The organism is Candidatus Solirubrobacter pratensis (genome assembly GCF_000425945.1).
GTDB lineage: Bacteria > Actinomycetota > Thermoleophilia > Solirubrobacterales > Solirubrobacteraceae > Solirubrobacter > Solirubrobacter pratensis.
On sequence record NZ_KE384481.1, the window covers coordinates 579,138 to 601,679 of the forward strand.

At 70.5% G+C, this 22,542-nt stretch carries 21 protein-coding genes; 5 read left to right on the forward strand and 16 right to left on the reverse strand.

Translation table 11 applies throughout. The features are described from left to right. Positions 1–3 precede the first annotated feature (3 nt). Positions 4–1,497, reverse strand: a complete 1,494-nt coding sequence (locus H958_RS44540) for an LCP family protein (RefSeq protein ID WP_051325114.1) — start codon at positions 1,495–1,497, stop codon at positions 4–6. A gap of 35 nt (positions 1,498–1,532) precedes the next feature. Further along, the gene (locus H958_RS0132370) at positions 1,533–2,654 is read right to left on the reverse strand and encodes a M20 family metallopeptidase (RefSeq protein ID WP_028061685.1); all 1,122 of its coding nucleotides are present in this window, start codon (positions 2,652–2,654) and stop codon (positions 1,533–1,535) included. 139 nt (positions 2,655–2,793) lie between these two features. Between H958_RS0132370 and H958_RS44545 the strand changes: the two genes are divergently transcribed. Both H958_RS44545 and H958_RS0132380 read left to right on the forward strand, forming a co-directional pair. Beyond that, positions 2,794–5,760: a M14 family metallopeptidase gene (locus tag H958_RS44545; RefSeq protein ID WP_051325115.1), complete on the forward strand. Its 2,967-nt coding sequence runs from the start codon at positions 2,794–2,796 to the stop codon at positions 5,758–5,760. 87 nt (positions 5,761–5,847) lie between these two features. Continuing rightward, entirely contained in the window at positions 5,848–6,621 is a 774-nt protein-coding gene (locus H958_RS0132380) for a hypothetical protein (RefSeq protein ID WP_231379419.1), read from the forward strand. A 26-nt stretch (positions 6,622–6,647) separates the two neighbouring features. On the opposite strand, the gene atpC is transcribed toward H958_RS0132380, so the two are convergent. From atpC to H958_RS0132425, 9 genes are all read right to left on the reverse strand, one after another. Continuing rightward, a complete protein-coding gene (atpC, locus tag H958_RS42050) occupies positions 6,648–7,058 on the reverse strand; it encodes an ATP synthase F1 subunit epsilon (RefSeq protein WP_051325116.1) in 411 nt (136 codons plus the stop codon). Beyond that, entirely contained in the window at positions 7,058–8,509 is a 1,452-nt protein-coding gene (gene atpD, locus H958_RS0132390; RefSeq protein WP_028061687.1) for a F0F1 ATP synthase subunit beta, read from the reverse strand. The genes atpC and atpD overlap by 1 nt, the downstream gene beginning before the upstream one ends. An 8-nt stretch (positions 8,510–8,517) precedes the next feature. Continuing rightward, complete coding sequence (atpG, locus tag H958_RS0132395; protein WP_028061688.1) at positions 8,518–9,435, reverse strand: ATP synthase F1 subunit gamma; 918 nt, start codon at positions 9,433–9,435, stop codon at positions 8,518–8,520. A gap of 172 nt (positions 9,436–9,607) precedes the next feature. Further along, positions 9,608–11,242: a F0F1 ATP synthase subunit alpha gene (gene atpA / locus H958_RS42055; protein ID WP_081686509.1), complete on the reverse strand. Its 1,635-nt coding sequence runs from the start codon at positions 11,240–11,242 to the stop codon at positions 9,608–9,610. Between the two features lie 8 nt (positions 11,243–11,250). Further along, on the reverse strand, positions 11,251–11,781 hold the full coding sequence (atpH, locus tag H958_RS0132405) for an ATP synthase F1 subunit delta (RefSeq protein WP_028061689.1): 531 nt from the start codon (positions 11,779–11,781) through the stop codon (positions 11,251–11,253). Positions 11,782–11,784: 3 nt separating this feature from the next. Beyond that, the gene (atpF, locus tag H958_RS42060) at positions 11,785–12,336 is read right to left on the reverse strand and encodes a F0F1 ATP synthase subunit B (protein WP_037412241.1); all 552 of its coding nucleotides are present in this window, start codon (positions 12,334–12,336) and stop codon (positions 11,785–11,787) included. 4 nt (positions 12,337–12,340) lie between these two features. Next, entirely contained in the window at positions 12,341–12,616 is a 276-nt protein-coding gene (atpE, locus tag H958_RS0132415; RefSeq protein ID WP_231379420.1) for an ATP synthase F0 subunit C, read from the reverse strand. A gap of 14 nt (positions 12,617–12,630) precedes the next feature. Beyond that, positions 12,631–13,521, reverse strand: coding sequence for a F0F1 ATP synthase subunit A (gene atpB / locus H958_RS0132420; protein WP_028061691.1), 891 nt, complete (start codon positions 13,519–13,521; stop codon positions 12,631–12,633). Beyond that, positions 13,518–13,901 (reverse strand): hypothetical protein, encoded by a 384-nt coding sequence (locus H958_RS0132425; protein WP_196807673.1) that lies wholly within the window; start codon positions 13,899–13,901, stop codon positions 13,518–13,520. The genes atpB and H958_RS0132425 overlap by 4 nt, the downstream gene beginning before the upstream one ends. 256 nt (positions 13,902–14,157) lie before the next feature. On the opposite strand from H958_RS0132425, the gene H958_RS0132430 reads away from it, so the two are divergent. After that, positions 14,158–14,589: an OsmC family peroxiredoxin gene (locus H958_RS0132430; protein ID WP_028061693.1), complete on the forward strand. Its 432-nt coding sequence runs from the start codon at positions 14,158–14,160 to the stop codon at positions 14,587–14,589. A gap of 69 nt (positions 14,590–14,658) precedes the next feature. On the opposite strand, the gene H958_RS0132435 is transcribed toward H958_RS0132430, so the two are convergent. The 3 genes from H958_RS0132435 to H958_RS42065 form a co-directional block, all read right to left on the reverse strand. Continuing rightward, the gene (locus tag H958_RS0132435; RefSeq protein ID WP_028061694.1) at positions 14,659–15,306 is read right to left on the reverse strand and encodes a hypothetical protein; all 648 of its coding nucleotides are present in this window, start codon (positions 15,304–15,306) and stop codon (positions 14,659–14,661) included. Beyond that, positions 15,282–16,199: a hypothetical protein gene (locus H958_RS0132440; RefSeq protein WP_028061695.1), complete on the reverse strand. Its 918-nt coding sequence runs from the start codon at positions 16,197–16,199 to the stop codon at positions 15,282–15,284. Before H958_RS0132440 ends, H958_RS0132435 begins: the two co-directional genes overlap by 25 nt. A 593-nt stretch (positions 16,200–16,792) precedes the next feature. After that, entirely contained in the window at positions 16,793–17,950 is a 1,158-nt protein-coding gene (locus tag H958_RS42065; RefSeq protein ID WP_051325117.1) for a glycosyltransferase family 4 protein, read from the reverse strand. A 193-nt stretch (positions 17,951–18,143) separates the two neighbouring features. On the opposite strand from H958_RS42065, the gene H958_RS0132460 reads away from it, so the two are divergent. After that, the gene (locus H958_RS0132460; protein ID WP_028061696.1) at positions 18,144–18,359 is read left to right on the forward strand and encodes a hypothetical protein; all 216 of its coding nucleotides are present in this window, start codon (positions 18,144–18,146) and stop codon (positions 18,357–18,359) included. After that, on the forward strand, positions 18,356–19,204 hold the full coding sequence (locus H958_RS42070; RefSeq protein ID WP_051325118.1) for a protein kinase domain-containing protein: 849 nt from the start codon (positions 18,356–18,358) through the stop codon (positions 19,202–19,204). The genes H958_RS0132460 and H958_RS42070 overlap by 4 nt, the downstream gene beginning before the upstream one ends. Here H958_RS42070 and H958_RS0132470 read toward each other — a convergent pair. Further along, positions 19,201–21,201 carry a hybrid sensor histidine kinase/response regulator gene (locus tag H958_RS0132470; protein ID WP_051325119.1) on the reverse strand — a complete coding sequence of 667 codons (2,001 nt, stop codon included), beginning with the start codon at positions 21,199–21,201 and terminating at the stop codon, positions 19,201–19,203. The genes H958_RS42070 and H958_RS0132470 overlap by 4 nt on opposite strands. Before the next feature lie 36 nt (positions 21,202–21,237). After that, on the reverse strand, positions 21,238–22,524 hold the full coding sequence (gene glyA / locus H958_RS0132475; RefSeq protein WP_028061698.1) for a serine hydroxymethyltransferase: 1,287 nt from the start codon (positions 22,522–22,524) through the stop codon (positions 21,238–21,240). Between the last annotated feature and the right edge of the window lie 18 nt (positions 22,525–22,542).

Here is a 22,542-nt window from a genome sequence, read left to right on the forward strand (position 1 = left end):
GCGCTACTGCTTCAGGCGCTTCAGGGAGCCGGCGATCGCGATCAGGCGGCTGTTCGGGATCGACTGCGTCAGCGTGTTCGTGACCCAGTAGACCGCGTTGCCGGTGCGCCACGCGACCAGGCGCAGGTGCGAGCCGTCGTAGTAGAGCCGGAGCCGGCGCCCGTCGACCCTGCGCGTGGCGTCGGGGTCGTCGAGCACCGGCGGGTCCTTCCAGGTCATCCCCTGGACGCCGTAGTACTCGCCGTAGGCGCCCGCGTAGAGCACGAGCCGGTAAGCCTGGTGCTTGTGCCCCTGCTCGTCCTCGATGTCGTAGAGCCGCGGCTCGTCGGACGCGTAGCGCGAGCCGGTCTTGCGCAGCGTGGGGTAGTAGAACGGGAAGTCGAGCTTCGGATCGGCGAGCACGGCCATGTTCTCGCCCTCGGTCGTGGTCTTCTCCAGCCCGGCGATCGAGGACGGCTTGTTGGTCTTGCGCTCGGACTTGCGGAACGGCGTGTCGGGCTGGCTCTTGGCCGCCTTGGGGCTCGCCGAGCCGGCGCCCGTCATGAACTCGCGATACGCCCGCTCGATCCCGCTCTTCGTGTAGTACAGGTACGTGTCGACCGCGGGGTTGTCGCTCTCGGTGGCCGGGAAGCGCACCTCGTTGACCGGTGCCTTGGAGCCCATCAGGAACAGGCCGGTCTTCGCCAGCCCGATCAGGTTCGAGGTCTTCAGGAAGCTCTTGTCGACCTCGAAGTAATGCCCGAAGATCCGCGCCAGCTCGTCGCGATTGCCGAAGTCCAGCAGCTTGCGCACGCCGTCCTGGTGGGAGATCTGGCGCAGGAAGTCCTGCTGGCGCGCGGCGCGGAAGAAGTCGCTGTCGCCGTGGCGGTAGCGGACGTAGTCCAGCGCATCCTGGCCCTTGAGCTTCTGGTAGCCGGGCTGCACGTCGATCGTCGCGTACTGCTCGCCTGGTCTGGCGGTCGTGTTGTCGTTGTAGTAGCGGCGGTCGACGTCGACGTAGACGCCGCCGACGTAGTTGACCGCGCGCCGGAAGCCGCCGAAGTTGACGTTGATCACGCCGTTGATCTCGAACGGCAGATCGGTCGCGTCGGAGAACAGCTTCTTGACGGTGGCGACCGTCTTGCGCGGCCCGCCGTCGGCGTAGGCGGCATTGATCTTGCCCGTCCCGATGCCCGGGATCGTCACCTTGAGGTCGCGCGGCAGCGACATCACGGCGACGCGCTTGGTGTCGGGGTCCACGCGGACGAGCATCAGCGTGTCCGAGCGCGGCTTGGCGCCGCTCTGCTTGTCGCTGTAGCGGGCGTCGGAGCCGAGGATCAGGAACGTGCGCGGGTCGCCGGCGTCGGCCGGCGAGATCTCCGGGATGGTGACGGCCGTGCGGCCGTCCTTGTTGAGGTTGTCCGTGAAGGACTTGACGTCCAGCAGCACCGCCGAGGCGACCGCGGTGGCCGACAGGCTGATCGTCAGCACGGCGGCGAGCAGCGCACGCCAGAGCACGCCGCGCCCGGGGCGCGGAGGACGATCGGGGTCTCTCACGCGAGGCCGCCGTCCACGGCGCGCAGGTCGGTCACGGTGTCCGCGAAGCGCTCCGGGACGCCGCGCGCGAAGTCCACCAGCGCCCGCCGGTAGAGCGCCAGGGAGTCGATCGAGACCCACTCGTCCGGGCCGTGATGGCCGCCGCCGGCGGGTCCGAACTCGACGGCCGGCACGCCGGCCTTCTGGAACGCGACGGCGTCCGACGCCCCGTCGCGGCCGACGCTCACAGACTCCCCGTCGGTGAGCCGCGAGGCGGCCTGGCAGAGCGCCAGCACGTACTCGTTGCGCGGCGAGACGCGCGCGGGCGGCCAGATGAACGCGCGCGCGACATTGACGTCCGGCAGCGCGCGGATCTGGGCCAGCAGCACGCCCGGGTCCTGCTCAGGGAGATAGCGGATGTCGACGTCCATGGCGCATTCCTCGGGCACCTTGTTCGGTGCGTCGCCTCCCACGATCCGGCCGAGGTTGACCGACGGCCGGTCGAACAGCTCCGAAGACTCCAGCGTGAACGGCATCGACTCGATTCGGCGGAAGACGTCGATCGCCTTCAAGACCGCGTTGTCCCCGAGCCAGGGCGTCGAGCCATGCGCGGAGGTCCCGAAGACCTGGATCCGGACCATCAGCACGCCCTTGGCCTGGACGCCGACGTGCAGGTCGGTCGGCTCGCCCGTGATCGCGAAGTCGCCGACGTGGCCGGCCTTCACGAGCGCGTCGGAGGTGCGCGAGTCGATCTCCTCGGACTCCTCGTCGGGCACGCACATGAAGCGCACGCGGACCTCGTCCTGGTCGGTCAGGTCGTGCAGCGCGCACATCATCGCCGCGAGGCCGCCCTTCATGTCATACGCGCCGCGGCCGATCAGGCGGTCGCCCTGCACGCGCGGCTCGAACTGCTCCTCGCGCGCGGGGACGACGTCGTAGTGGCCGTGGAAGACCAGCGTCGGCCCCTCCTTCGGCCCGACCTCGGCGGTCAGCGCGTACCGCTCGCCGTACTGGTGAGCGGTCACCGCGATCTCGCGGGCCTCCAGCCAGCCCTTGATGAACCCGGCCGCGCCGCGCAGGCCCTCGACGTTCGACGTGTCGTAGGTGATCAGCCGCTCCGCGAGGACCCGCTCGTCCATCCGCAGGAGAGTAGAGATCTCCACGTTCGGCGAGTTGACACGGGCCCCGCCGCACCGGAAAGTACCGGACGGGGGTGTCCGCTCGCAGGCATGGCGGGCGAATCCCAGGGTTGCTGTCTCAAACGGAGGGTCAGGGCTTATGAAGCCATGGATGGTCGCGCGCTCGCGAAGCGCGTGTCTCGGCGGAGCCGTCGCGCTCGCGCTGCTCGCGGCGCCGGCGATCGCGAGCGCCGACGACGGCTCCTCGGTGGTCACGTTCCGGCTTCCGAGCCGGGCCGCCATCGAGCAGCTCCAGAACCAGGGCGCGGATCTCACCGAGCGGGTGAAGCCGAACGCCGACGGCACCGTCGACGTCGACGCCGTCGTCTCGCCGGCGGAGCAGGCGCAGTTCGAAGCCCAGGGCTTCAAGGCGGTCGACACGATCGCCGGCCCGGACAACGGCGACGCGCTGCGCGCCGAGCGCAACGCGACGCTCGCGCAGGAGAAGGCCGCGCAGGAGAACGCCCAGGCGGGTCGCGCGGTCGCGAAGGTCAACGCCAAGAGCGCCGGCGCCACCGGCCTCGTCCGCGCCCAGCGCGCCGACTACTGGGAGAACTACGCCGGCCGCTTCCTCTCGATCGAGGGCTACTCGCCGGACGCGAAGTACACGAACTGCGTCGTCGCCAACGGCCGCGTCACGACATGCACCTACTCCGGCCCCTCGCTGTCGGCGAGCTGGCTGGACGCTGCGGGCAACGTGATCGGCACCACGAACATGAGCATCTTCCGCGACACGGACGCGAGCCTGAACCCGTGGGCGTACATGTACCACGACGCGTTCGTCCGGCTCGGCGACCAGGGCAGCGGCACGATGCCCAAGACGGTCCGGATCGCGAGCTCCGACGGCAGCGTCGACGAGATCGCCGTCAAGCAGTGGGTCAGCAAGGACGGGAGCCACCCGTACCCGCAGGGGTTCATCAAGGACTTCAACACCCACTACGTGGACCCGCAGGAGGGCTACAAGAAGATCTCCGACCTGGCGGCCGAGTTCCCGAACATCGCCAAGGTCATGGATCTCCCGAACAAGACGCCGGGCTACCAGCGCAAGGCGATGGGCCTGCTCGGCCTCAAGACCCCGTACGCGGGTGAGGTCGGCAGCCTCGCCGCGGTCGCCGGCAAGCCGGACGAGACCGCCGCGGCCCGCCAGGCGCAGGCCGTGGGCCTCACCACCAAGCTCTGGGGCCAGGACGGCGGCAACAACATCACCGCCCAGCTGAAGGACCCGGGCGCGCCCAGCTCGCCGCTGAGCGTGTCGGTCGCCGGCCCGGCCATCACGGTCAACCTGGCCACCGACGCCACCGGCGCGATCACCAGCACGGCCGGCCAGGTCGTCGACGCCATCAACGCGTCGCCGGCGGCCTCGTCGCTCGTCACGGCCCAGCGCTACCGCACCAACGCGGGCAACGGCGTCGTCGCCCCGGGCGCCGCGCCGGCCAAGCTGAGCGACTACCTGAAGGCCCCGGACACGTATCCGCGCGGTCCGCAGACGGTGAAGATGCTTCGCATCGGCACCCACCAGGACGGCTCCAAGACCGGCGTCTTCATCTACTGCCAGGAGCACGCCCGCGAGTGGGCCACCCCGCTGGTGTGCCTCGAGACCGCCGAGCGCCTACTGCGCAACTACGCGACCGATCCGGAGACGAAGAGCCTCGTCGACAACCTCGACATCTTCATCATCCCGACCATCAACGCCGACGGCGCCGCGTACTCGATGTACGACTTCAACAACCAGCGCCGCAACATGGTCAACTACTGCGCGAGCAATCCGCAGGGCAACAACGACCCGCTGGCGCGCAACACCTGGGGCGTCGACCTGAACCGCAACTTCTCGGCCGGCTCCTACTTCGACGGCTTCGTCGGCGGCGGCAACAGCTGCACCGGCGACACCTACTCGGGCCCGTTCGAGTTCTCGGAGCCTGAGACGCGCAACGAGAAGTGGGTGCAGGACACGTTCCCGAACATCAAGTTCGCGATGAACGTGCACTCCTCCGGCGGCCTCTTCATGTGGCCCCCGGGCGCCTACAAGCCGGGCGCGCGCGAGCCGCTGCCGTACCCCGCGTACGGCACCCTGAAGTACTTCGACCAGACCGCCGCCGGCGTGCTGGACCGGATCCAGAACTTCCGCGGCACCAGCATCCTGCCGTCCCAGACCGGTCCCGTGATCGACGTCCTGTACTCCGCCGCCGGCAACTCCGCCGACGAGGCGTACTACAACCACGGGATCATCGGCTACGACTTCGAGGTCGGCGCCGACCACTACTACTTCGACCAGGCCACGCAGACCTACAAGACGGCCGGACCGGGCTTCCAGCCGCCGTTCGCCGTTCCCGCAGCCGGCCAGAACCAGAACCTGCCCAACGAGGGCCATGACGAGGGGATGGAGTTCGCCAACGGCAACTACGCGCTGCTCGCCTCGGCTCTGGACTACCAGAACGACACCCAGGGCCCGCAGGTGGGCCTGACCGGCTCGGACATCTCGCCGACGCCGTTCGACGTCCGCTTCACCGAGAACGAGGCGGCGCAGATCTACTACACGACCGACGGCTCCACGCCGACGGAGAGCTCGACCGTCTACCAGCCGCCGCGCCCGCGGGCGCTGCCCGAGCCGATCCACATCGGCGGCACGACCACGATCAAGTGGCTGGCGAAGGACTTCAAGGGCAACACGTCCACGGGGTCCAAGACGATCACGATCGGCACGCGGGCCGACGGCGGCGTCGGCGGCACCGTGCCGCCGACCCTGTCGCTGACCCTGGGCGCGCCCGCCGCCTTCGGCGCGTTCACCCCGGGCAGCGACAAGTCCTACACGGCGCAGACCACCGCCAACGTCGTCTCGACGGCGGCCAACGCGGCGCTGAGCGTGTCCGATCCGGGCCATCTCACCAACGGCGCGTTCTCGCTCGCCGAGCCGCTGTCGGTGACCACGACCCCGTTCTCCTGGAACGCGCCGGTCTCCAACGCCACAGTCACGATCGGGTTCAGCCAGCACATCGGCGCCAACGAGGCGCTGCGCACCGGCACCTACTCGAAGACGCTGACGTTCACCCTGTCCACGACCAACCCGTAAGCAAGACGAACGTCAGTTGACGAAATCCGGCGCCGACGCAATAGTCGGCGCCGGGTTTCGGGTCACCAAGCAAGGGGTCGAAGGAAGATGAAGAGGCCATGGATGGGCGTCGTGGGGGTTGCCGCGGTCTTCGCGGCGCTGCCGGCGGCGGGCGTCGCGCAGACCGCGCCGGCGGACACCACGCCGCCGGTCATCACGATCGTGTCCCCCGTCGAGGGCGCGACCTACGTGAAGGACTCGCCATTGGCGGCCTCCTTCAACTGCACGGACGAGACCGATCCGGTCGTCTCCGACTGCGCCGGCACGGTCGCCAACGGCGCCGCGATCGACACGTCGGTCGCCGGGCCGGGCACCTTCACGGTGACCGCGCACGACGCGGCCGGCAACGCGCAGACCAAGACCGTGCACTACAGCGTCGTGGTATCGCAGCCGACCGACCCCGGCGGCGAGGCGCCGGCCACGCTGAACCTCACGCTCGGCGCCGCAACGCCGTTCGCGCCGTTCATCCCGGCCGTCCCGCAGAGCTACACGACGAGCATGAGCGCGCGCGTGGTCTCGACCGCCGCCGACGCGACACTGACGGTCGCCGACCCGAGCCCGACCGCCACCGGCCACCTGGTCAACGGCGCGTACGTGCTCCCGCAGGCGCTACAGGCCGCGGCCGCGAGCCAGAACGGCACGGGCTTCCCGTCCGCCGCGATCGGCGGCATCGCGAGCCCTACGAGCCTGCTCACCTGGAACGGGCCGGCCAACGACGACGTGACCGTCACGTTCACGCAGGCGATCGGCGCCACCGACGCACTGCGCAGCGGCGGCTACGCCAAGACCCTCACCTTCACGCTCTCGACGACCACGCCGTAGGCGCCGAGCCGCCGGGGCCTGGCCAACTAGCCCCCGGCGAGCTTGAGGAAGGCCTCGTAGCGGCGCTTGTCGCGTGCCGCCGCGCGGGCCTCCTCGGAGTTCTCCTCGGCGTTGGACAGCTCGTCCTCGGCGCGCTTGAGCCGGTCGCGCAGCTCGGAGGCGTCGAGGTCGTCGACCGCGAAGACCTCGTCGACGAGCACGAGGGCGCGCTCGCCGGTCATCTGCAGGAACCCCTCGCCCTGCGCATAGCGGACGACCTCGGACTCCGACTTGTAGAGCCGCAGCTCCGTCGGGTTGAGCATCGCCAGCAGCGGCTGGTGGTGCGCGAGGATGCCGATGGAGCCCACGGTCGTGATCGTGGACACCATCTCGACATCGTCGTTGAAGACCTCCCCCTCGGGGGTGAGGACCTCGACCTTGAAGGTCGTGCGCGCCACTAGCGGTCCTTCTTCGCGGCCTCGACGACGTCCTCGATCTTGCCCTTGAGCAGGAACGCCGACTCGGGCAGGTCGTCGTGGCGGCCCTCGAGGATCTCCTTGAAGGAGCGGACCGTGTCCCCGATCGCCACGTAGGCGCCCGGCGTGCCGGTGAACTGCTCGGCGACGTGGAACGGCTGCGACAGGAAGCGCTCGATCTTGCGCGCGCGCTGGACGAGCACGCGGTCCTCGTCGGAGAGCTCGTCGATGCCGAGGATGGCGATGATGTCCTGCAGCTCGCGGTAGCGCTGCAGCACCGACTTGACCTCGTTGGCGACGTTGTAGTGCTCCTCGCCGACGATCTCCGGCTTGAGGATCGTCGACGTCGAGTCGAGCGGGTCCACCGCGGGGTAGATGCCCTTCTCGGAGATCGAGCGCGAGAGCACCGTCGTCGCGTTGAGGTGCGCGAACACCGAGGCCGGCGCCGGGTCGGTGAGGTCATCGGCGGGCACGTAGATCGCCTGCACCGAGGTCACCGAGCCCTTGCGGGTCGAGGTGATGCGCTCCTGCAGCTGGCCCATCTCGGACTCCAGCGTCGGCTGGTAGCCCACCTGCGACGGCATGCGGCCGAGCAGCGCGGACACCTCTGAGCCGGCCTGCACGAAGCGGAAGATGTTGTCGATGAACAGCAGCACGTCCTGGCCGCGCTCGTCGCGGAAGTACTCGGCCATCGTGAGGCCGGTCAGCGCGACGCGCATGCGGGCCCCGGGCGGCTCGTTCATCTGGCCGAACACGAGGATGGTCTTGTCGATCACGCCCGACTCGGTCATCTCGAGCCAGAGGTCGTTGCCCTCACGCGAGCGCTCGCCCACGCCGCAGAAGGCCGACAGGCCGCCGTGCTCCTGCGCGAGGTTGTTGATCAGCTCCTGGATGAGCACCGTCTTGCCCACGCCGGCGCCGCCGAACAGGCCGACCTTGCCGCCCTGCGCGTAGGGCGCGAGCAGGTCCACGACCTTGATGCCCGTCTCGAACATCTCGGTCGTCGGCGTCAGGTCCTCGACGGTCGGGGCGGGCCGGTGGATCGGCCAGCGCTCCTTGACCTCGATGTCGGCGCCCTGGTCGATCGGCTCGCCGAGCAGGTTGAAGATGCGCCCGAGCGTGACGTCGCCGACCGGCACCGTGATCGGGCCGCCGGTGTCGATCACCTCGGTGCCGCGGGAGAGGCCGTCGGTGGTGTCCATCGCGACCGCGCGCACGCGATCGTCGCCGAGGTGCTGCTGGACCTCGCACACGAGGTGCGTGCCGGTGCCGGAGCTGATTCCCTCGGCCTCCTCCGGGTTGTCCTTGCGCTCGACGACGATCGCCGAGTTGATCTCGGGCAGCTTGTCGGGGAAGACGGCCTCGATGACGACGCCCTGGATCTCCTCGATCCGGCCGACGTTCCGAGTCTCGGTATCAGCAGTCGCAGCCATTGGTCTCCTTAGACGAGCGACTCCGCGCCCGCAACAACTTCCATGATCTCCTGGGTGATCGCGGCCTGGCGCTCGCGATTGAACTCCAGCGTGAGGTCCTTGATGATGTCCCCGGCGTTCTCGGAGGCGTTGCGCATCGCCGTCATGCGCGCCCCGTGCTCGGACGCCGTGGACTCCAGCAGCGCGCGGTAGATGGAGATCTCCACGTAGGCGGGGATCAGGCGCTCGAGGATCGCGTCGGGATCGGGCTCGTACTCGACCAGCGCGTGCTTGCCGTGGTCCTGACCCTCCTCCTCCCCGGCCGCGCGGCCGCCGAGGCCCTCGCCGCCCTCGAGGATCGTCGCGTGCTGCAGCGGCAGCAGCGTCTCGCGCGTGACCTCCTGGGTCAGCGGCGAGATGTAGCGGTTGTAGATGATCTCGACGCGATCGACCTCGCCGTCCACGTAGGCGGCCATCAGGTCGGACGCGATCTCGCGCGCGTTGGCGTAGGCGGGACGGTCGGTGAAGCCCGTGTAGGCGCCCTTGGCGTCGCGCCCGCGGAACGTCAGCGACGACACGCCGCGGCGACCGGAGGCGTACCAGACCGTGCTCTTGCCCTCGGTCTCGTACTGCGAGCCGGCACGGACGCCGGCGCGCACGATCTGCGAGTTGAACGCGCCCGCGAGGCCGCGATCGCCGGTGACGAGCAGCAGCGCGATCGTGTCCTCGGACTCGTGCTCGTTGAGGATCGGCAGGCTCGGCACGTTCCCGGCCGCCTCCGCGGCCTGGCGCGTCATCCGGCGGATCGCCCCCGCGTAGGGCCGAAGCGCCTCGATGCGCTGCTCGGCCCGGCGCAGGCGCGCGGCCGCGACCATCTCCATCGCGCGCGTGATCTTCTGGATGTTCTTGACCGAGGAGATCCGGTTCTTGACGTCCTTGAGCGCCATGGCGTCAGTGGTTCCTCTCGTGCGTCATGGCGTCCCTGGGCGGCCGCCGGCGCCGCCTGGCAAGGACGCAGTCCCGCAGGAAACCCTCTGGGATTTCAAGGGTCGAGGACGCCGCCAGGCGGTGATCAGCGGCCGATCCAGGGGCGTCAGGGCGTGCGGGTGGGGCCACAGGCTAGGCCTCCGCCCCGACGGCCTCGGCCTCGGGCTCGCGCTCCTGCTCCTCCGGCTGCTCGCGCCGGCGGCGCTCCTCGTCGCGGATCGTGTCCTCCTCGGTGAGCGGGTGGCCCTCCTCGTCGAGGTCGTAGCCGAAGTCGTCGGCGAACTGCTCGATCGCGTTGCGCAGCGCCTCCTGGGTCCCGTCGGACCAGTCGCCGGAGCGCATCTTGTCCAGCGCGTCGGAGGCGTCGGCGTGCAGGCGCTCGACCAGCTGCTGGTTGAACTCGGGCACGCGGTCGACGCTGATGCGGTCCAGGAACCCGTTCGTCGCGGCGTACACCACGGCGACCTGGTCCTCGACGGCGAGCGGGTCGCGCTCATTCTGGTTGAGCGACTTCACGAGCCGCTCGCCGCGCGCCAGCGTGCGCTGCGTGTCCGGGTCCAGGTCAGAGCCGAACTGCGCGAACGCCTCGAGGTCGCGGTACTGCGACAGCTCGATCTTCAGGCGGCCGGCGACGCGCTTCATCGGCGCGATCTGGGCCGAGGAGCCCACGCGCGACACCGAGATGCCGACGTTGATGGCCGGGCGCACGCCGGAGAAGAAGAGGTTCGGCTCGAGGAAGATCTGGCCGTCGGTGATCGAGATCACGTTCGTCGGGATGTAGGCCGACACGTCGCCGGCCTGCGTCTCGATGATCGGAAGCGCGGTCAGCGAGCCGCCACCGAGCTCGTCGTTGAGCTTGACGGCGCGCTCCAGCAGGCGGCTGTGCAGGTAGAAGACGTCGCCCGGGTACGCCTCGCGCCCCGGCGGGCGGCGCAGCAGCAGCGACATCTGGCGGTACGCGTACGCGTGCTTGGTGAGGTCGTCGTACACGCATAGCGCGTGTTCGCCCTTGTAGAGGAAGTACTCGGCCATCGCGCAGCCGGCGTAGGGCGCCATGTACTTGATCGGCGCCGCCTCGTCGGCCGGAGCGGCGACGATGATCGTGCGATCCAGCGCGCCGGCGTCCTCGAGCGTCTTGGCGATGCCGACCACCGTGGACATGCGCTGCCCGATCGCGACGTACACGGAGATGACGCCCGTGTCCTTGTTGTTGATGATCGTGTCGATCGCGATCGCCGTCTTGCCGGTCTGGCGGTCGCCGATGATCAGCTCGCGCTGGCCGCGGCCGATCGGGATCATCGCGTCGATCGCCTTCAGGCCGGTCTGCAGCGGCTCCTTCACCGGCTGGCGCTGGACCACGCCGGGCGCCTTGAACTCGGCCGGGCGGAACTCGCTCGTGTCGATCTCGCCCTTGCCGTCCAGCGGCGCGCCGAGCGGGGACACGATGCGGCCGAGCAGCTGCTCGCCGACGGGGATCTCGAGCAGGCGGCCCGAGCGCTTGACCGTGTCGCCCTCGGAGATGTGCTCCCACGGGCCGAAGAGCACGGCGCCGACGTTGTCGGACTCGAGGTTGAGCGCGAGGCCGGTCACGTCGTGCGGCAGCTCGAGCATCTCGAACGCCTCGCAGTTCTCGAGGCCGTGGATGCGGGCGATGCCGTCGCCCACCGAGAGCACCGTGCCGACCTCGGTCAGCTCGGCGGAGCCGGCGTCGAGGCCCTCGATGCGGGACTTGAGGATGGAGGTGATCTCGTCGGGCTTGATCTGCATGAAGTTCCTTACGCTCGAGCGACCTGCTTGCGCAGGCTCTCCAGTCGGTTACGGATTGAGGCGTCGAGAATGGAGTTGCCGACGCGCACGACGATTCCGCCGAGGATGTCGGGGTCGACCTGCGACGAGAGGTCGACCTTGCGGCCGGTCTGCTCGGCGATCCGGTCGCCGATCTGGTTCACGGTGCCCTCGTCGAGCTCGACGGCGGACGTCACGCGCACGGGCAGGAGCTGGTTCTCCTCCTCCCACAGCCGGTCGAGCTCCCGCCGCACGCGGAAGATGACGGGCATGCGGTGGTTCTCGATCAGGAGCTTGAGGAAGTTGACGACCACCGGGTCGGCGTCCGTGACGGCGCGGTCCAGCCCGTCCTGCTTCTCCTGCGTGGAGAAGTAGGGCGAGAAGAAGAACACCTGGAGCTCGCGCGTCTCGTCGAGGGCGTCCGTGAACGCGCCCAGCTGCTCGCGTACGAGGTCGAGCTTGTCCTGCTCCTTCGCCACCTCGAACAGCGAGCGGGCGTAGACCGCGGCGATCTCCTCCATGGCCTAGCCGCGCTCCTCGGAGGCGAGGGCGGCGAAGTCGAGCTCGGAGAGCGCCTCCTCGACGAGCCGCCTCTGGTCGGCGGAGTCGAGCGTCTTGCGCGTGACCTTCTCGGTCGCGAGCACGGTCAGATCCGCCACTTCGGCGCGGATCTCCTGGATGGCGCGGCGCGTCTCGGCCTCGATGTCGCGGCGCGTCTGCTCCATCATCTCCTCGCGCTTGCGGCGCGCCTCGGCGAGGGTCTCGGACTCGGCGACGTCCGCGGTGCGGCGGGCGCGGGCGACGATGTCGTCGGCCTGGCCGCGCGCCTCCGACAGGCGCTCGCGGTACTCGCGCAGCAGCTCGTCGGCCTCCTGGCGCACCTTCGCCGCGTGGTCGAGCGACTCCTCGATCGCCCTCTGGCGCTTGTCCAGCGCCTCGGCGATGCGGGGGAACGCGACCTTCCAGAGGATGATCAGCGTGAGGCCGAAGATGATCAGCGTCCAGATCATCACGCCCACGACGGGGCTGACGAGCTGGTTGCCGCTGCCGCTCTCGGCTGCAAGCAGGGGGTGCATCGTCCTAGAGGAAGAAGGCGATCAGGCCCGCCACGAGGCCGTAGAAGAAGCAGGCCTCGGTGAGCGCGAACCCGAGCCACTGGATTGAAGTGATCTCGTCGCGCATCTCCGGCTGGCGGGTGACGGACTCGATCACCTTGCCGAAGATGATGCCGATGCCGACGCCGGCGCCCACGGCACCAAGGCCGCCGCCGACGCCGAGGGCGATCGCCCGGCCTGCCTTCTGACCGTCATCAGCGGCGGCGAAGATGAAGCTGAGGATCAGGGTCGCAGCGTGCACTGGGTGGACTCCTTCTAGTGGGACTCGGCGACCGCGCCGCCGAGGTAGATCGCGGACAGGGTGGCGAAGATGAACGCCTGAAGCGTGGCCACCAGGCCGACCTCGAAGAGGTAGAGGATGAGGCCGAGCGGAAGCAGGAACACGCCGATGCCGGCGAGCCCGAGGAGCACGGCCAGACCACCGGCCATGAAGAGGATGATCAGGTGGCCGGCGAGCATGTTCGCGAAGAGACGAACGGAGAGCGAGATGATCCGCATCACGTTCGACAGCAGCTCGAGTACGAAGATGAAGCCGGCCATCGCACCCGTCACCCCGGCCGGGATGAGGCTCTTGAAGTAGCCGCCGAGACCCTTGGCGCGGATGCCTTCGAACGTGTACGAGAAGAACACGATCAGCGAGAGCACGAGCGGGACCGACACGTTCGCCGTCGCCGCGTAGATCGCGAAGGTCGGGATGCGCAAGCCGAACAGCGAGAACTTCTCGTGCGACGTGGGCAGCGGTATGAACCCGATCAGGTTCGAGAACCAGATGAAGAGGAAGAGCGCCCCGATGAACGGGAACCACTTCGCGGCCATCCGGTCATCCATGTTGCCGCGCGTGATGTTGTCGCGCATCAGCGTAAAGAGCGTCTCCACGGCGGTCTGCACGCGGTTCGGCCGCTGCTGCATCCGGCGCGCGACGTAGGTCATCGTCCAGCAGGTCAGGACGCCGGCGATGAAGAGGTAGAGGACCGCCTTGTTGATGTCCAGCGACCCCGGGAGGTTGATCCAGGTGTCGAGGTTGAACTCGTCCTGCGGCCTGAAGCTCTCGTTCTTGCCCGCGGAGCCGAAGACGATGAACGCGAGCGCCGTCAACAGCAGGTAGCCGAGGAGCGAGCCGAGGACGATCTTCCGGGTCTTGCTCATGAAGGTGGCGCGTTCCTCTCCATCGGGCGCAGAAGCAGCGAAGTTGCGAAATAGACCGTGAAGGCGACCAGGGTGAGCAGCGCAGCCATCAGGCCGTCCTCGCGCTCCCCCTTCAGGCCGACGAGCAGGATGGTAAGCCCGAGCAGCCAGACACGTGCCATGAGCACGGCGAAGCCGATGCCGACCTGCGCGCGCGCATCCTTGTTGGTGCGTGCCCAGCGCTCTACCCAGACGCCGAGTACGCGACCCACGATCCAGGCGGCGCCGCCGGCGACATAGCCGAGCACGGGCGCGCCCATCAGGATCACGAACGGCGCCGCGAGCACGACGATCACGACGTCCAGATAACGGACGGCGACCAATGGATCGGAAGTGGGCATCGCGGCAGAGCTCATCGCTGGCGGAGTCGCCGTACCAGGCCATCCCCGCGCGGGCTCGCGCGGCGGGAGAGGGACGGAATTACTCCCCGGCCGGTTCGGCGACGGCCATAGTAGCGGCTTCTCAGAGTTTGTAACAACTTTGTGACACCCGCCTCTAGCGGACGCCGGTGAGCGCCCGATGAGGTCGAACCGGACGACGCGCCGCAGAGGCTAGCCGTACAGTGGCCGCGCACGCAGTCCGACCCGGAGGAAAGACATGCCGACACGGATCGCCAATGCCCATTGGGAGGGCGACTTCAAGCGTGGCGGTGGCACCGTCGCGCTCAGCTCGGGAGCGTTCGAAGGCCCGTACAACTTCAGCGGGCGGTTCGAGGACGGCGCCGGCACCAACCCGGAGGAGCTGCTGGGCGCCGCCCACGCCGCCTGCTTCGCGATGGCGCTGAGCGTCGGGCTCACGCAGGCGGGCAATCCGCCCGAGGCGCTCGACGTGGAGGCCAAGGTGACGATCGCGCAGGTCGACGACGGCTTCGCGATCACCCGGATCGACCTCGACCTGCGCGGCAAGGTGCCCGGTATCGACGAGGCGGCGTTCAGGGAGGCCGCCGACGCCGCGAAGGCCGGCTGCCCGCTCTCCAAGGCGCTTGCCGCGGTCCCGGAGATCAACCTGGAGGTCACGTTCGAGGGCTGAGCGGGCAGCCCGCGAGTTCACCCGGCGTTTCGCGCCCTGCGCGGCGCGCGTCGAACTCGCTCGAGATCCTCAGCGAGTCGCCGCAGGCGACTCCGCGAGGTATTTCGCGATCACCAGCGTGCGGTCGTTGCCCGAGCTCGCGTTGGCGACGGCCGCGATGATCCCGCGCATCGCCCGGTAGCCCGCCTTCGCGGTGGGCTGCGGGGCGCGGCCGAACGCAGCGCGGAAGCGGGCGTCGAAGTCCGGCGGCACGGCAGCCGGCGGGGGCGGCGCGAGCGTCGGGTGCCCGGACGGGTTCGCCTGCGCGTCGTGCGCGAGGCCGGTGTCGCCGGCCGGCGCGACCTGCAGGATCCCCGCGGCGTTGAACAGCGGGACCGTCACCGGCGTGGCGTCGGCGACTGCGGCGATGATCTGCGGGTCGTTGATCGCCCGCCGCGCGGCCGCGGCGGCCTGCTCGTCGGAGCCGTCGCCGGCGTCGAGCGAGCTGAAGTTGACGCTCAGCGCGCCGGCGCGCCCGTGCGCCTCCGACAGCGCGAGCTTCTCGCCGTCCACGAGGTCGCGCTGCGCACCTGAGGGATCGGGCGCGATCGAGTACACGGTCACCGTGCGGCCGATCACCTTGCCGCCGCCGGAGATGCCCTCGTCCTTGCTGCCGCATGCGGTCACGGCGAGCGCGGCGGCCGCGAGCAGCGCTAGATGCCGAGCCGGGCGAGCCACTTCTTGAGCACATCGTAGGCGGGGCGCGGGCGGTCGCGCGAGTCGACCAGGGCGGAGTCCCAGGTCGGGTTCGGGCCGGGCGGCGGCGTCCAGTGGTAGAGGTACACCCGCCGCACCCGCGAGGACAGCTCGGCGAGCCTGAAGACCTGGTTGGTCGCCTGCGCCGCGTGCCGCGTCGAGCCTGGGAACACGACGGTCGAGCCGTTGTTGCGACGCACCAGGCCGCCCGTCTCGGTGAACCACACGTCGCCCTTGACCGCCTTCAGCAGCGCCTTCGTCCCCCTGCTGCGGAAGCGGTTGGCGTCGATGTAGTTGTGCAGGCCCCAGATCACCTTCGTCGTTCCCACCGTGCTCGCGAACCGCCGGACCCACCCGACCATCTTCGAGCCGTCCAGGACGTCGGCGGCCACGACCCGGCACCCCCGGCAGTGACGGCGGATCGCCTTGTAGAAGCTCGCGGCCCGCTCGGGATGGCGGCACGTCGGCTGGCTGCAGTGGTTGGCCTCGTTCCACGTCAGGTAGTCCTTCACCCACGGATAGCGGGCGCGGAATGCGAGGAACTCGTTGGTGAACGTCGCCACCGTCGGCAGGTGGTGCTCCTTGCCGGGCATGCGCGAGTGGCCGAAGCCGAGCAGCACGCGGGCGCCGGCGGCGTGTGCGGCCGTCATGTAGGCGTCGAGGTCGGCGAGCTGCCACGGCGAGTGCAGCGCGTCGTAGGCGGCGACGACCCGGACGTCCTTGAGGCCGAGAGCCTTCCACTTGGCGTCGGAGAAGATCGACGGGTTCTGCTCGCCGATGCCGACGAGCGGCGGCGCGGCCGCCGCGGCCCGGGCAGGCCCGGCCACCACCGCGAGCGCGGCGCACACGAGCGAGATGACGAGGCGCGCGCGCAAGCGCGAAGACCATATCGGCAGGGTGCGCCGGGAATGTGAGGGCCATCGACGGGCGCCCCTCAGGGCGCCCGTCGCAGGCGAACTCGCGGGTCGTGCTCGCGCTTAGACGACCGCGCGGCGCGCCATCTCGCGGTCCAGCCGGCGCGCCAGCCTTCCCGCGGCGTACGCGGCGCGGCCGCGCATGGGCGGCGAGGGCGGTCGTTCCGGCCTGCCGCGCCGCAACGCACGGCGCGTGGTCCGGCCTCCGCGCTCAGCGGCGGTGACGCTGGCGAGCACGGCGTGATTGAGCGAATGCATGGTGTTGGCTCCCATGTGGGTTGGATGGAAGCCGCCCGCGAGTCATTCGCGAGGGGAGATCGTCACGGGCGGCAGTTGACTGCCCGCGACGGAGGGAGACGACCTACGGCGCGAGCAGGGTGGCGCGATTGACCGCGCCGAAGGCGGGCAGGCGCCCGCGCGTCACGTGCCTATAAATCGTCATCAAAGCCCTGCTCACCTCCTCGAGGGGTCGTGTGGTCACGGCAAAGTACCAGCGCACCCCGCGACGGCGCCAGTGCGGCTAGCCACACACCGGGTTCGAACCGCGCAATCTGTCAGCTCAGCGACGAGAACTCGCCGGTCTCGAGCTCCTTGCGCACCTGCTCGTCGATCTCGTGCTCGGACGTGCCGGGATCGGTGCGCCGCAACTGCCACGCGCGCAGCCGGCGCAGCTTGAGGATCTCGAGCACCCAGACGAGGTACACGCTGGCCGCGACGCCGAGCACCAGCAGCGCCGCCATCAGGGCGGCCCAGCCGGCGTTGAGGTGACCGCTCGTCTTCGAGTAGGGCACGAACCGCAGCGCGACCGCGTCACCCGCCATCACGATCGACCAGGCGTAGAGGTAGAGCACCGTCCGCCGCTGCGAGAAGCCGATCCGGTAGAAGCGGTGGTGGAAGTGGTTGGAGTCGCCACGGTAGATCGGCCGGCGGTACTTGATCCGCTTGGCGACCACGAAGCTGGTGTCCAGGAACGGCACGGCGAGCACGACCAGCGGGCCGACCAGCGCGATCAGGGCGTTCGTCTTGAGCGTGCCCTCGACGATCACGGCGCCGAGCAGCAGCCCGAGCAGGTTCGAGCCGCAGTCGCCCATGAAGACCGATGCCGGGTGGAAGTTGAACATCAGGAACCCGAGCGCCGCGCCGCAGACGATCCCGGCGAGCACGCCGGCGGTGTCGCGCCCGAGGTCGAACGCGATGATCGCGAACGCGACCGCGGAGATCGCGCATACCCCCGCCGCCAGCCCGTCGACGCCGTCTGAGAAGTTGACGACGTTCATCAGCAGCACGAGGCCGAGCACGGTGATCGCGCCGCCGAGCTGATCCAGGTCCACATGACCGACGAACGGGAACGTGAACGTGCTGACCTCGACGCCGGCGTTGACGAGGACGACCGCCGCGGCCGCCTGCCCGAGCAGCTTCACCAGCGGGTGCAGGTCCAGCGCGTCGTCGGCCGCGCCGACCACCGTGATCAGCGCCGCCGCCTCGAGGATCCCGCGCGTGCGCTCGTTGTCGGGGAGGAACAGCAGGCCGGCCACGAGCGCGCCGGCGAAGATCGCCAGGCCGCCGAGCAGCGGCGTCGCGTCGCGCGCGAGCCCGCGCGCCTTGATGTCGTCGACCGCGCCGATGCGGCGCGCGAGGCGCGCGACGACGGGCGTCAGCAGCGCCGCCACCGCGAACGCGACCAGCCCGGCGTAGACGGCTTTGAGCTCCATGGCGAGACGCAAGGATCGCAGGGGCGCGGGACGCCGCGCCCGTCAATACGGCGAGACACGCGATCGGCGCGACCCCCGCGGATCTCCGCCGCGCGCCGGTGCAGCCCGCGTCGCCGTCGCGTGAAACCTGATTGCGGTGCGGCTCCAGCGGGCATTCCCCCTCGCGACGCCGGCCGTACCCGTGCCGGTCCCCATGACGTCCTCCCAGCCTCTTGCCCACGCCTTCCTGGCCCTCGCCGACGACGGTCGCGAGCCGACCAGGCGCTCCCCCGGAGTCGCCGTCGCCGCGGCGCTCGCCGCCGTGACGCTCGCGCTCGCCGCGCCGCTCGGCTGGATCGCGCAGCACCCGGTCGCGGTGCTCGGCTCCAAGACGCACGCCGCGCTGCTGCTCGGCGACGAGGCTTCGTGAGCCCCGACGACTCGACGGTCGCCTTCGCGCCGCCGTGGGCGGCCCGCGACCGTCCGACGTGGGGCTTCGCCGAGGGCGACCCGATCGCGCCGGGGCGCACCATCCTGCGCCGCATCGGCGGCGGCCGGCGCTTCGAGACGTTCCTCGTCTGGGACGATCACCGGCTCGCCGTGCTCGTCGCGAAGGTCCTGCGTCCTGACCAGGCGAGCGACGGGGCGGCGCTGCGCGAGCTCGCGGCCGAGGCGGAGCTGCTCGCGCGGCTCGCGCACCCGGTCGTCATGCGCAGCTTCGGCGCGGTCACCGCGGGGCGCTTCCCCCACCTCGTCCTCGAGCACCTCGACGGCCCGACGCTCGCCGAGCTGCTGGAGCACCATGGGCCGCTCGCGCTCGAGCAGCTGCTGCCGCTCGGCATGCACCTCGCGTCGGCGCTGCACTACCTCGCCGCCGAGCGGGTCGTGCACCTCGACGTCAAGCCGTCCAACGTCGTCATGGGCGCGCCGCCGCGGCTGATCGACTTCAGCGTCGCGCGCACGCACGAGCAGGCCGGGCGCGTGCGCGTGCCGATCGGCACCGACGCCTACATGGCGCCCGAGCAGGCCGAGCCCGACGGGCGCCTCGGCGCGCCGGCCGACGTCTACGGCCTCTGCGCGACCGTCTACACCGCGGCCGCCGGCGCCCGCGCGCCCACCCCGTTGCCGCGCCGCACGCCGCCCGCGCTGGCGGAGATCCTGCGCGCGGGGCTGGACCCGGACCCCGGGAGCCGGCCGGCAGCCGCCGACGTCGCCCTCGCGCTCGAGCCGCTCGTCGCCGCCCAGCCGCACAAACTCACGCTCGGCCGCCGTTAGGCGCCGCTCGAGGACCGGCGCAGGCCCTCGACCATCCCCGCCGGGGCGTCGAGCACCTCGCGCACCTTGCGCGCCAGCGCGCGCTCCGTGAACGGCTTCTCCAGGAACGCCGCCGTCGCGGTGATCTGGCCGTGGCGGTGGACGGCCTCGTCGGAGTAGCCGGACATGAACAGCACGCGCATCCCAGGCGCGAGCCGGCCCAGGCGCTCGGCCAGCGCGCGCCCGTTCACGCCGGGCATGACGACGTCGGTGAGCAGCAGGTCGACCCGATCCGGTCGCTCGGCGCACACGCGCGTCGCCTCGGCGGCGTCCTCGACGGTGAGGACCTCGTAGCCGTTGGCCTCGAGCATCAGCCGCACGAGCTCGCGCACCCCGGCGTCGTCCTCGACGACCATGATCGTCTCGCTGCCGCGGGCCGCCGCGCCGCCGGCGCCGTCGACCTCCGGCTCGGGCTGCGCGCCCGCCCGCGCCGGCAGGTAGATCTTGAACGTCGTCCCGCGCCCGGGCTCGCTGTAGACGTAGATCCCGCCGCCGCTCTGCTTGACGACGCCGAACACCGTCGCGAGCCCGAGGCCGGTGCCCTGGCCGGACGGCTTGGTCGTGTAGAAGGGCTCGAAGAGGTGGCGGCGGACGTCCTCGTCCATGCCGATGCCGGTGTCGCTGACGGCGAGCAGGACGTGGGGGCCGGCGGGGACGTCGCCATGGCCGGCGTCCAGCATCACGTCCGCCGTCTCGATCGTGAGCGCGCCGCCGGCGGGCATCGCGTCGCGCGCGTTGGCGGCGAGGTTGAGGATCACGCGCTCGATCTGCGCCCGGTCGGCCTCGACCGGCGAGAGCTCGTCGGCGAGCTTGACCGCGACGCAGATGTCGTCGCCGATGATGCGCTGGAGCATCCCCTCCATCCCGGCGACGATCTCGTTCAGGTCGAGCACGCGCGGGTGCAGCACCTGGCGGCGGCTGAAGGCGAGCAGCTGGCGCGTGAGCTGCGACGCCTGCTCGGCGGCGCGCGCGATCTCCTCCAGCTCGTCGCGGCCGCTCTGCTGCTGGAGCAGGATCTCGGCGTAGCCGCCGATCACGGTCAGGAGGTTGTTGAAGTCGTGCGCCACGCCGCCCGCGAGGCGGCCGACCGCCTCCATCTTCTCGGCCTCGCTCAGGCGCCGCTCGAGCCGCATGCGCTCGCTCACGTCGTTGGCGAGCACGAGCGCCGCGCGCCGGCCATCGAACTCGATCCGCCCGGCGGTGATCTCGACGTCGATCACGCGGCCGTCCTTGGTCAGGTGCCGCCATGTGCCCGGATTCGGGGAGCCGGGACCGCCGTCGCCCCGCACGTTGACCAGCAGCTGCGGGACGTCCTCAGGCGGCCGGATCTCGCGGAGCGTCATCCCGAGGAACTCCTCGCGGGAGTAGCCGTAGTGGCGGACCGCGGCGTCGTTGACGGCAAGGAAGGCGAGCGTCTCGGCGTCGTAGACCCACATCGGCAGCGGGCTCGCCTCGAACAGCATGCGGTAGCGCTCCGCCGAGCGCTCCATCTCGAGCGCGGACGCGGTGCGGCGGGCGAGCTCGCACGCCAGCTCGAGCTCTTCGCGCCCGTACGCGCGAATCGTCGAGAGCAGCGTGATCGCCCCGAGGACGCCCTCACGCGCGGTCAGCGGGACGGTCAGCGCGGACGTCAGGCCGAGCTGCCGGAGCTCGGCGAGCCGCTCCTGGTCGCCGCGGGCGGCGGCGAACAGCATGTCGTCGGTGACGCGCGGGAGCAGCTCGGGCTCGCCGGTGCGGACGACGATCGCCGAGCCGTGCGGCGCGTCAGGCGCGAACGGGAAGCCGCCGGGCTCGGCGATCTGGCGGACCACCGCGCCGCGCTCATCCACGAGGTCGATCGCGCACCACGACGCCAGCGACGGGACCAGCAGCTTCGTCAGCCGCTCCAGCCGCGCGTCGCGGCTCAGGCCCGAGGACAGGATGTCCCCGGCGCGCGCGAGGAGCGTGACCCGTGCCATCGGGGCCGAGCGTACACCCGGCCCCGCGCGCCCGCGTCACACCGTGGCGGGCGAGCCCAGGTGCGTATAGAGCGGGTAGCGGTCGACGATCGCGCCGACGCGCTCGGCGAGCTCAGCGCGCGCGTCCTCGAAGCCCGGCTCGAGCGCCTTGGCGACGATCCGGCCGAGCTCGCGGAAGTCGTCCACCTGCAGGCCGCGCGTTGCCAGAGCGGGCGTCCCGATGCGCAGGCCGCTCGTCACCATCGGCGGACGCGGGTCGAACGGGACGGCGTTGCGGTTGACCGTGATCCCGATCTCGTGCAGCCGGTCCTCGGCCTGCTGGCCGTCGAGCTCGGACTCGCGCAGGTCGGCGAGCACGAGATGGACGTCGGTGCCGCCGGTCAGCACGTTGACCTTGTCCGCCGAGAGCAGCTCCTCGCCGAACGCCTTCGCCCCCGCGACGGTCCGCTCCTGACGCTCCTTGAAGAGGTCGGAGGCGGCAATCTTGAACGCGACCGCCTTGGCCGCGATCGCGTGCTCGAGCGGGCCGCCCTGCTGGCCCGGGAAGACCGCGCTGTTGATCTTCTTCGCGTACTCCTCGCGGCACAGGATCACGCCGGAGCGGGGGCCGCCGAGCGTCTTGTGCACGGTGCTCGTGACCACGTCGGCGTACGGCACCGGACTGGGGTGCACGCCCGCCGCGACGAGCCCGGCGAAGTGCGCCATGTCGACCATCAGCAGGGCGCCGACCTCGTCGGCGATCGCGCGGAAGCGCTCGAAGTCGAGGAAGCGCGGGTAGGCGCTCCAGCCGGCGAGCAGCAGCTTCGGACGATGCTCCTTGGCGAGCCGCTCGACCTCGTCCATGTCGATCCGGTGGTCCTCCGGCGAGACCTCGTACGGGACGATCTCGTAGAGCTTGCCGGAGACGTTGATCTTCATCCCGTGGCTGAGGTGGCCGCCATGGGCCAGCGCGAGCCCCATGATGCGATCTCCGGGGTTCAGCAGCGCGTGGTAGACGGCCGTGTTGGCCTGCGCGCCGGCGTGCGGCTGGACGTTCGCGTGCTCGGCGCCGAAGAGGGCCTTCGCGCGATCGATCGCAAGCTGCTCGATCACGTCGATCCACTCGCAGCCGCCGTAGTAGCGCTTGCCGGGATAGCCCTCCGCGTACTTGTTGGTCAGCACGCTGCCCTGGCACTCCAGGACGGCCTGGGGGACGAAGTTCTCGCTCGCGATCATCTCGAGCGTGCGCTGCTGGCGCTCGAGCTCCTTGCCGATCGCCTCCGCGACCTCGGGGTCGACTTCAGCCAGCGGTCGCTCGAAGTAGTCGGGCTGCAGTGCGGTCATCGGCGTCGTCTCCTGGCG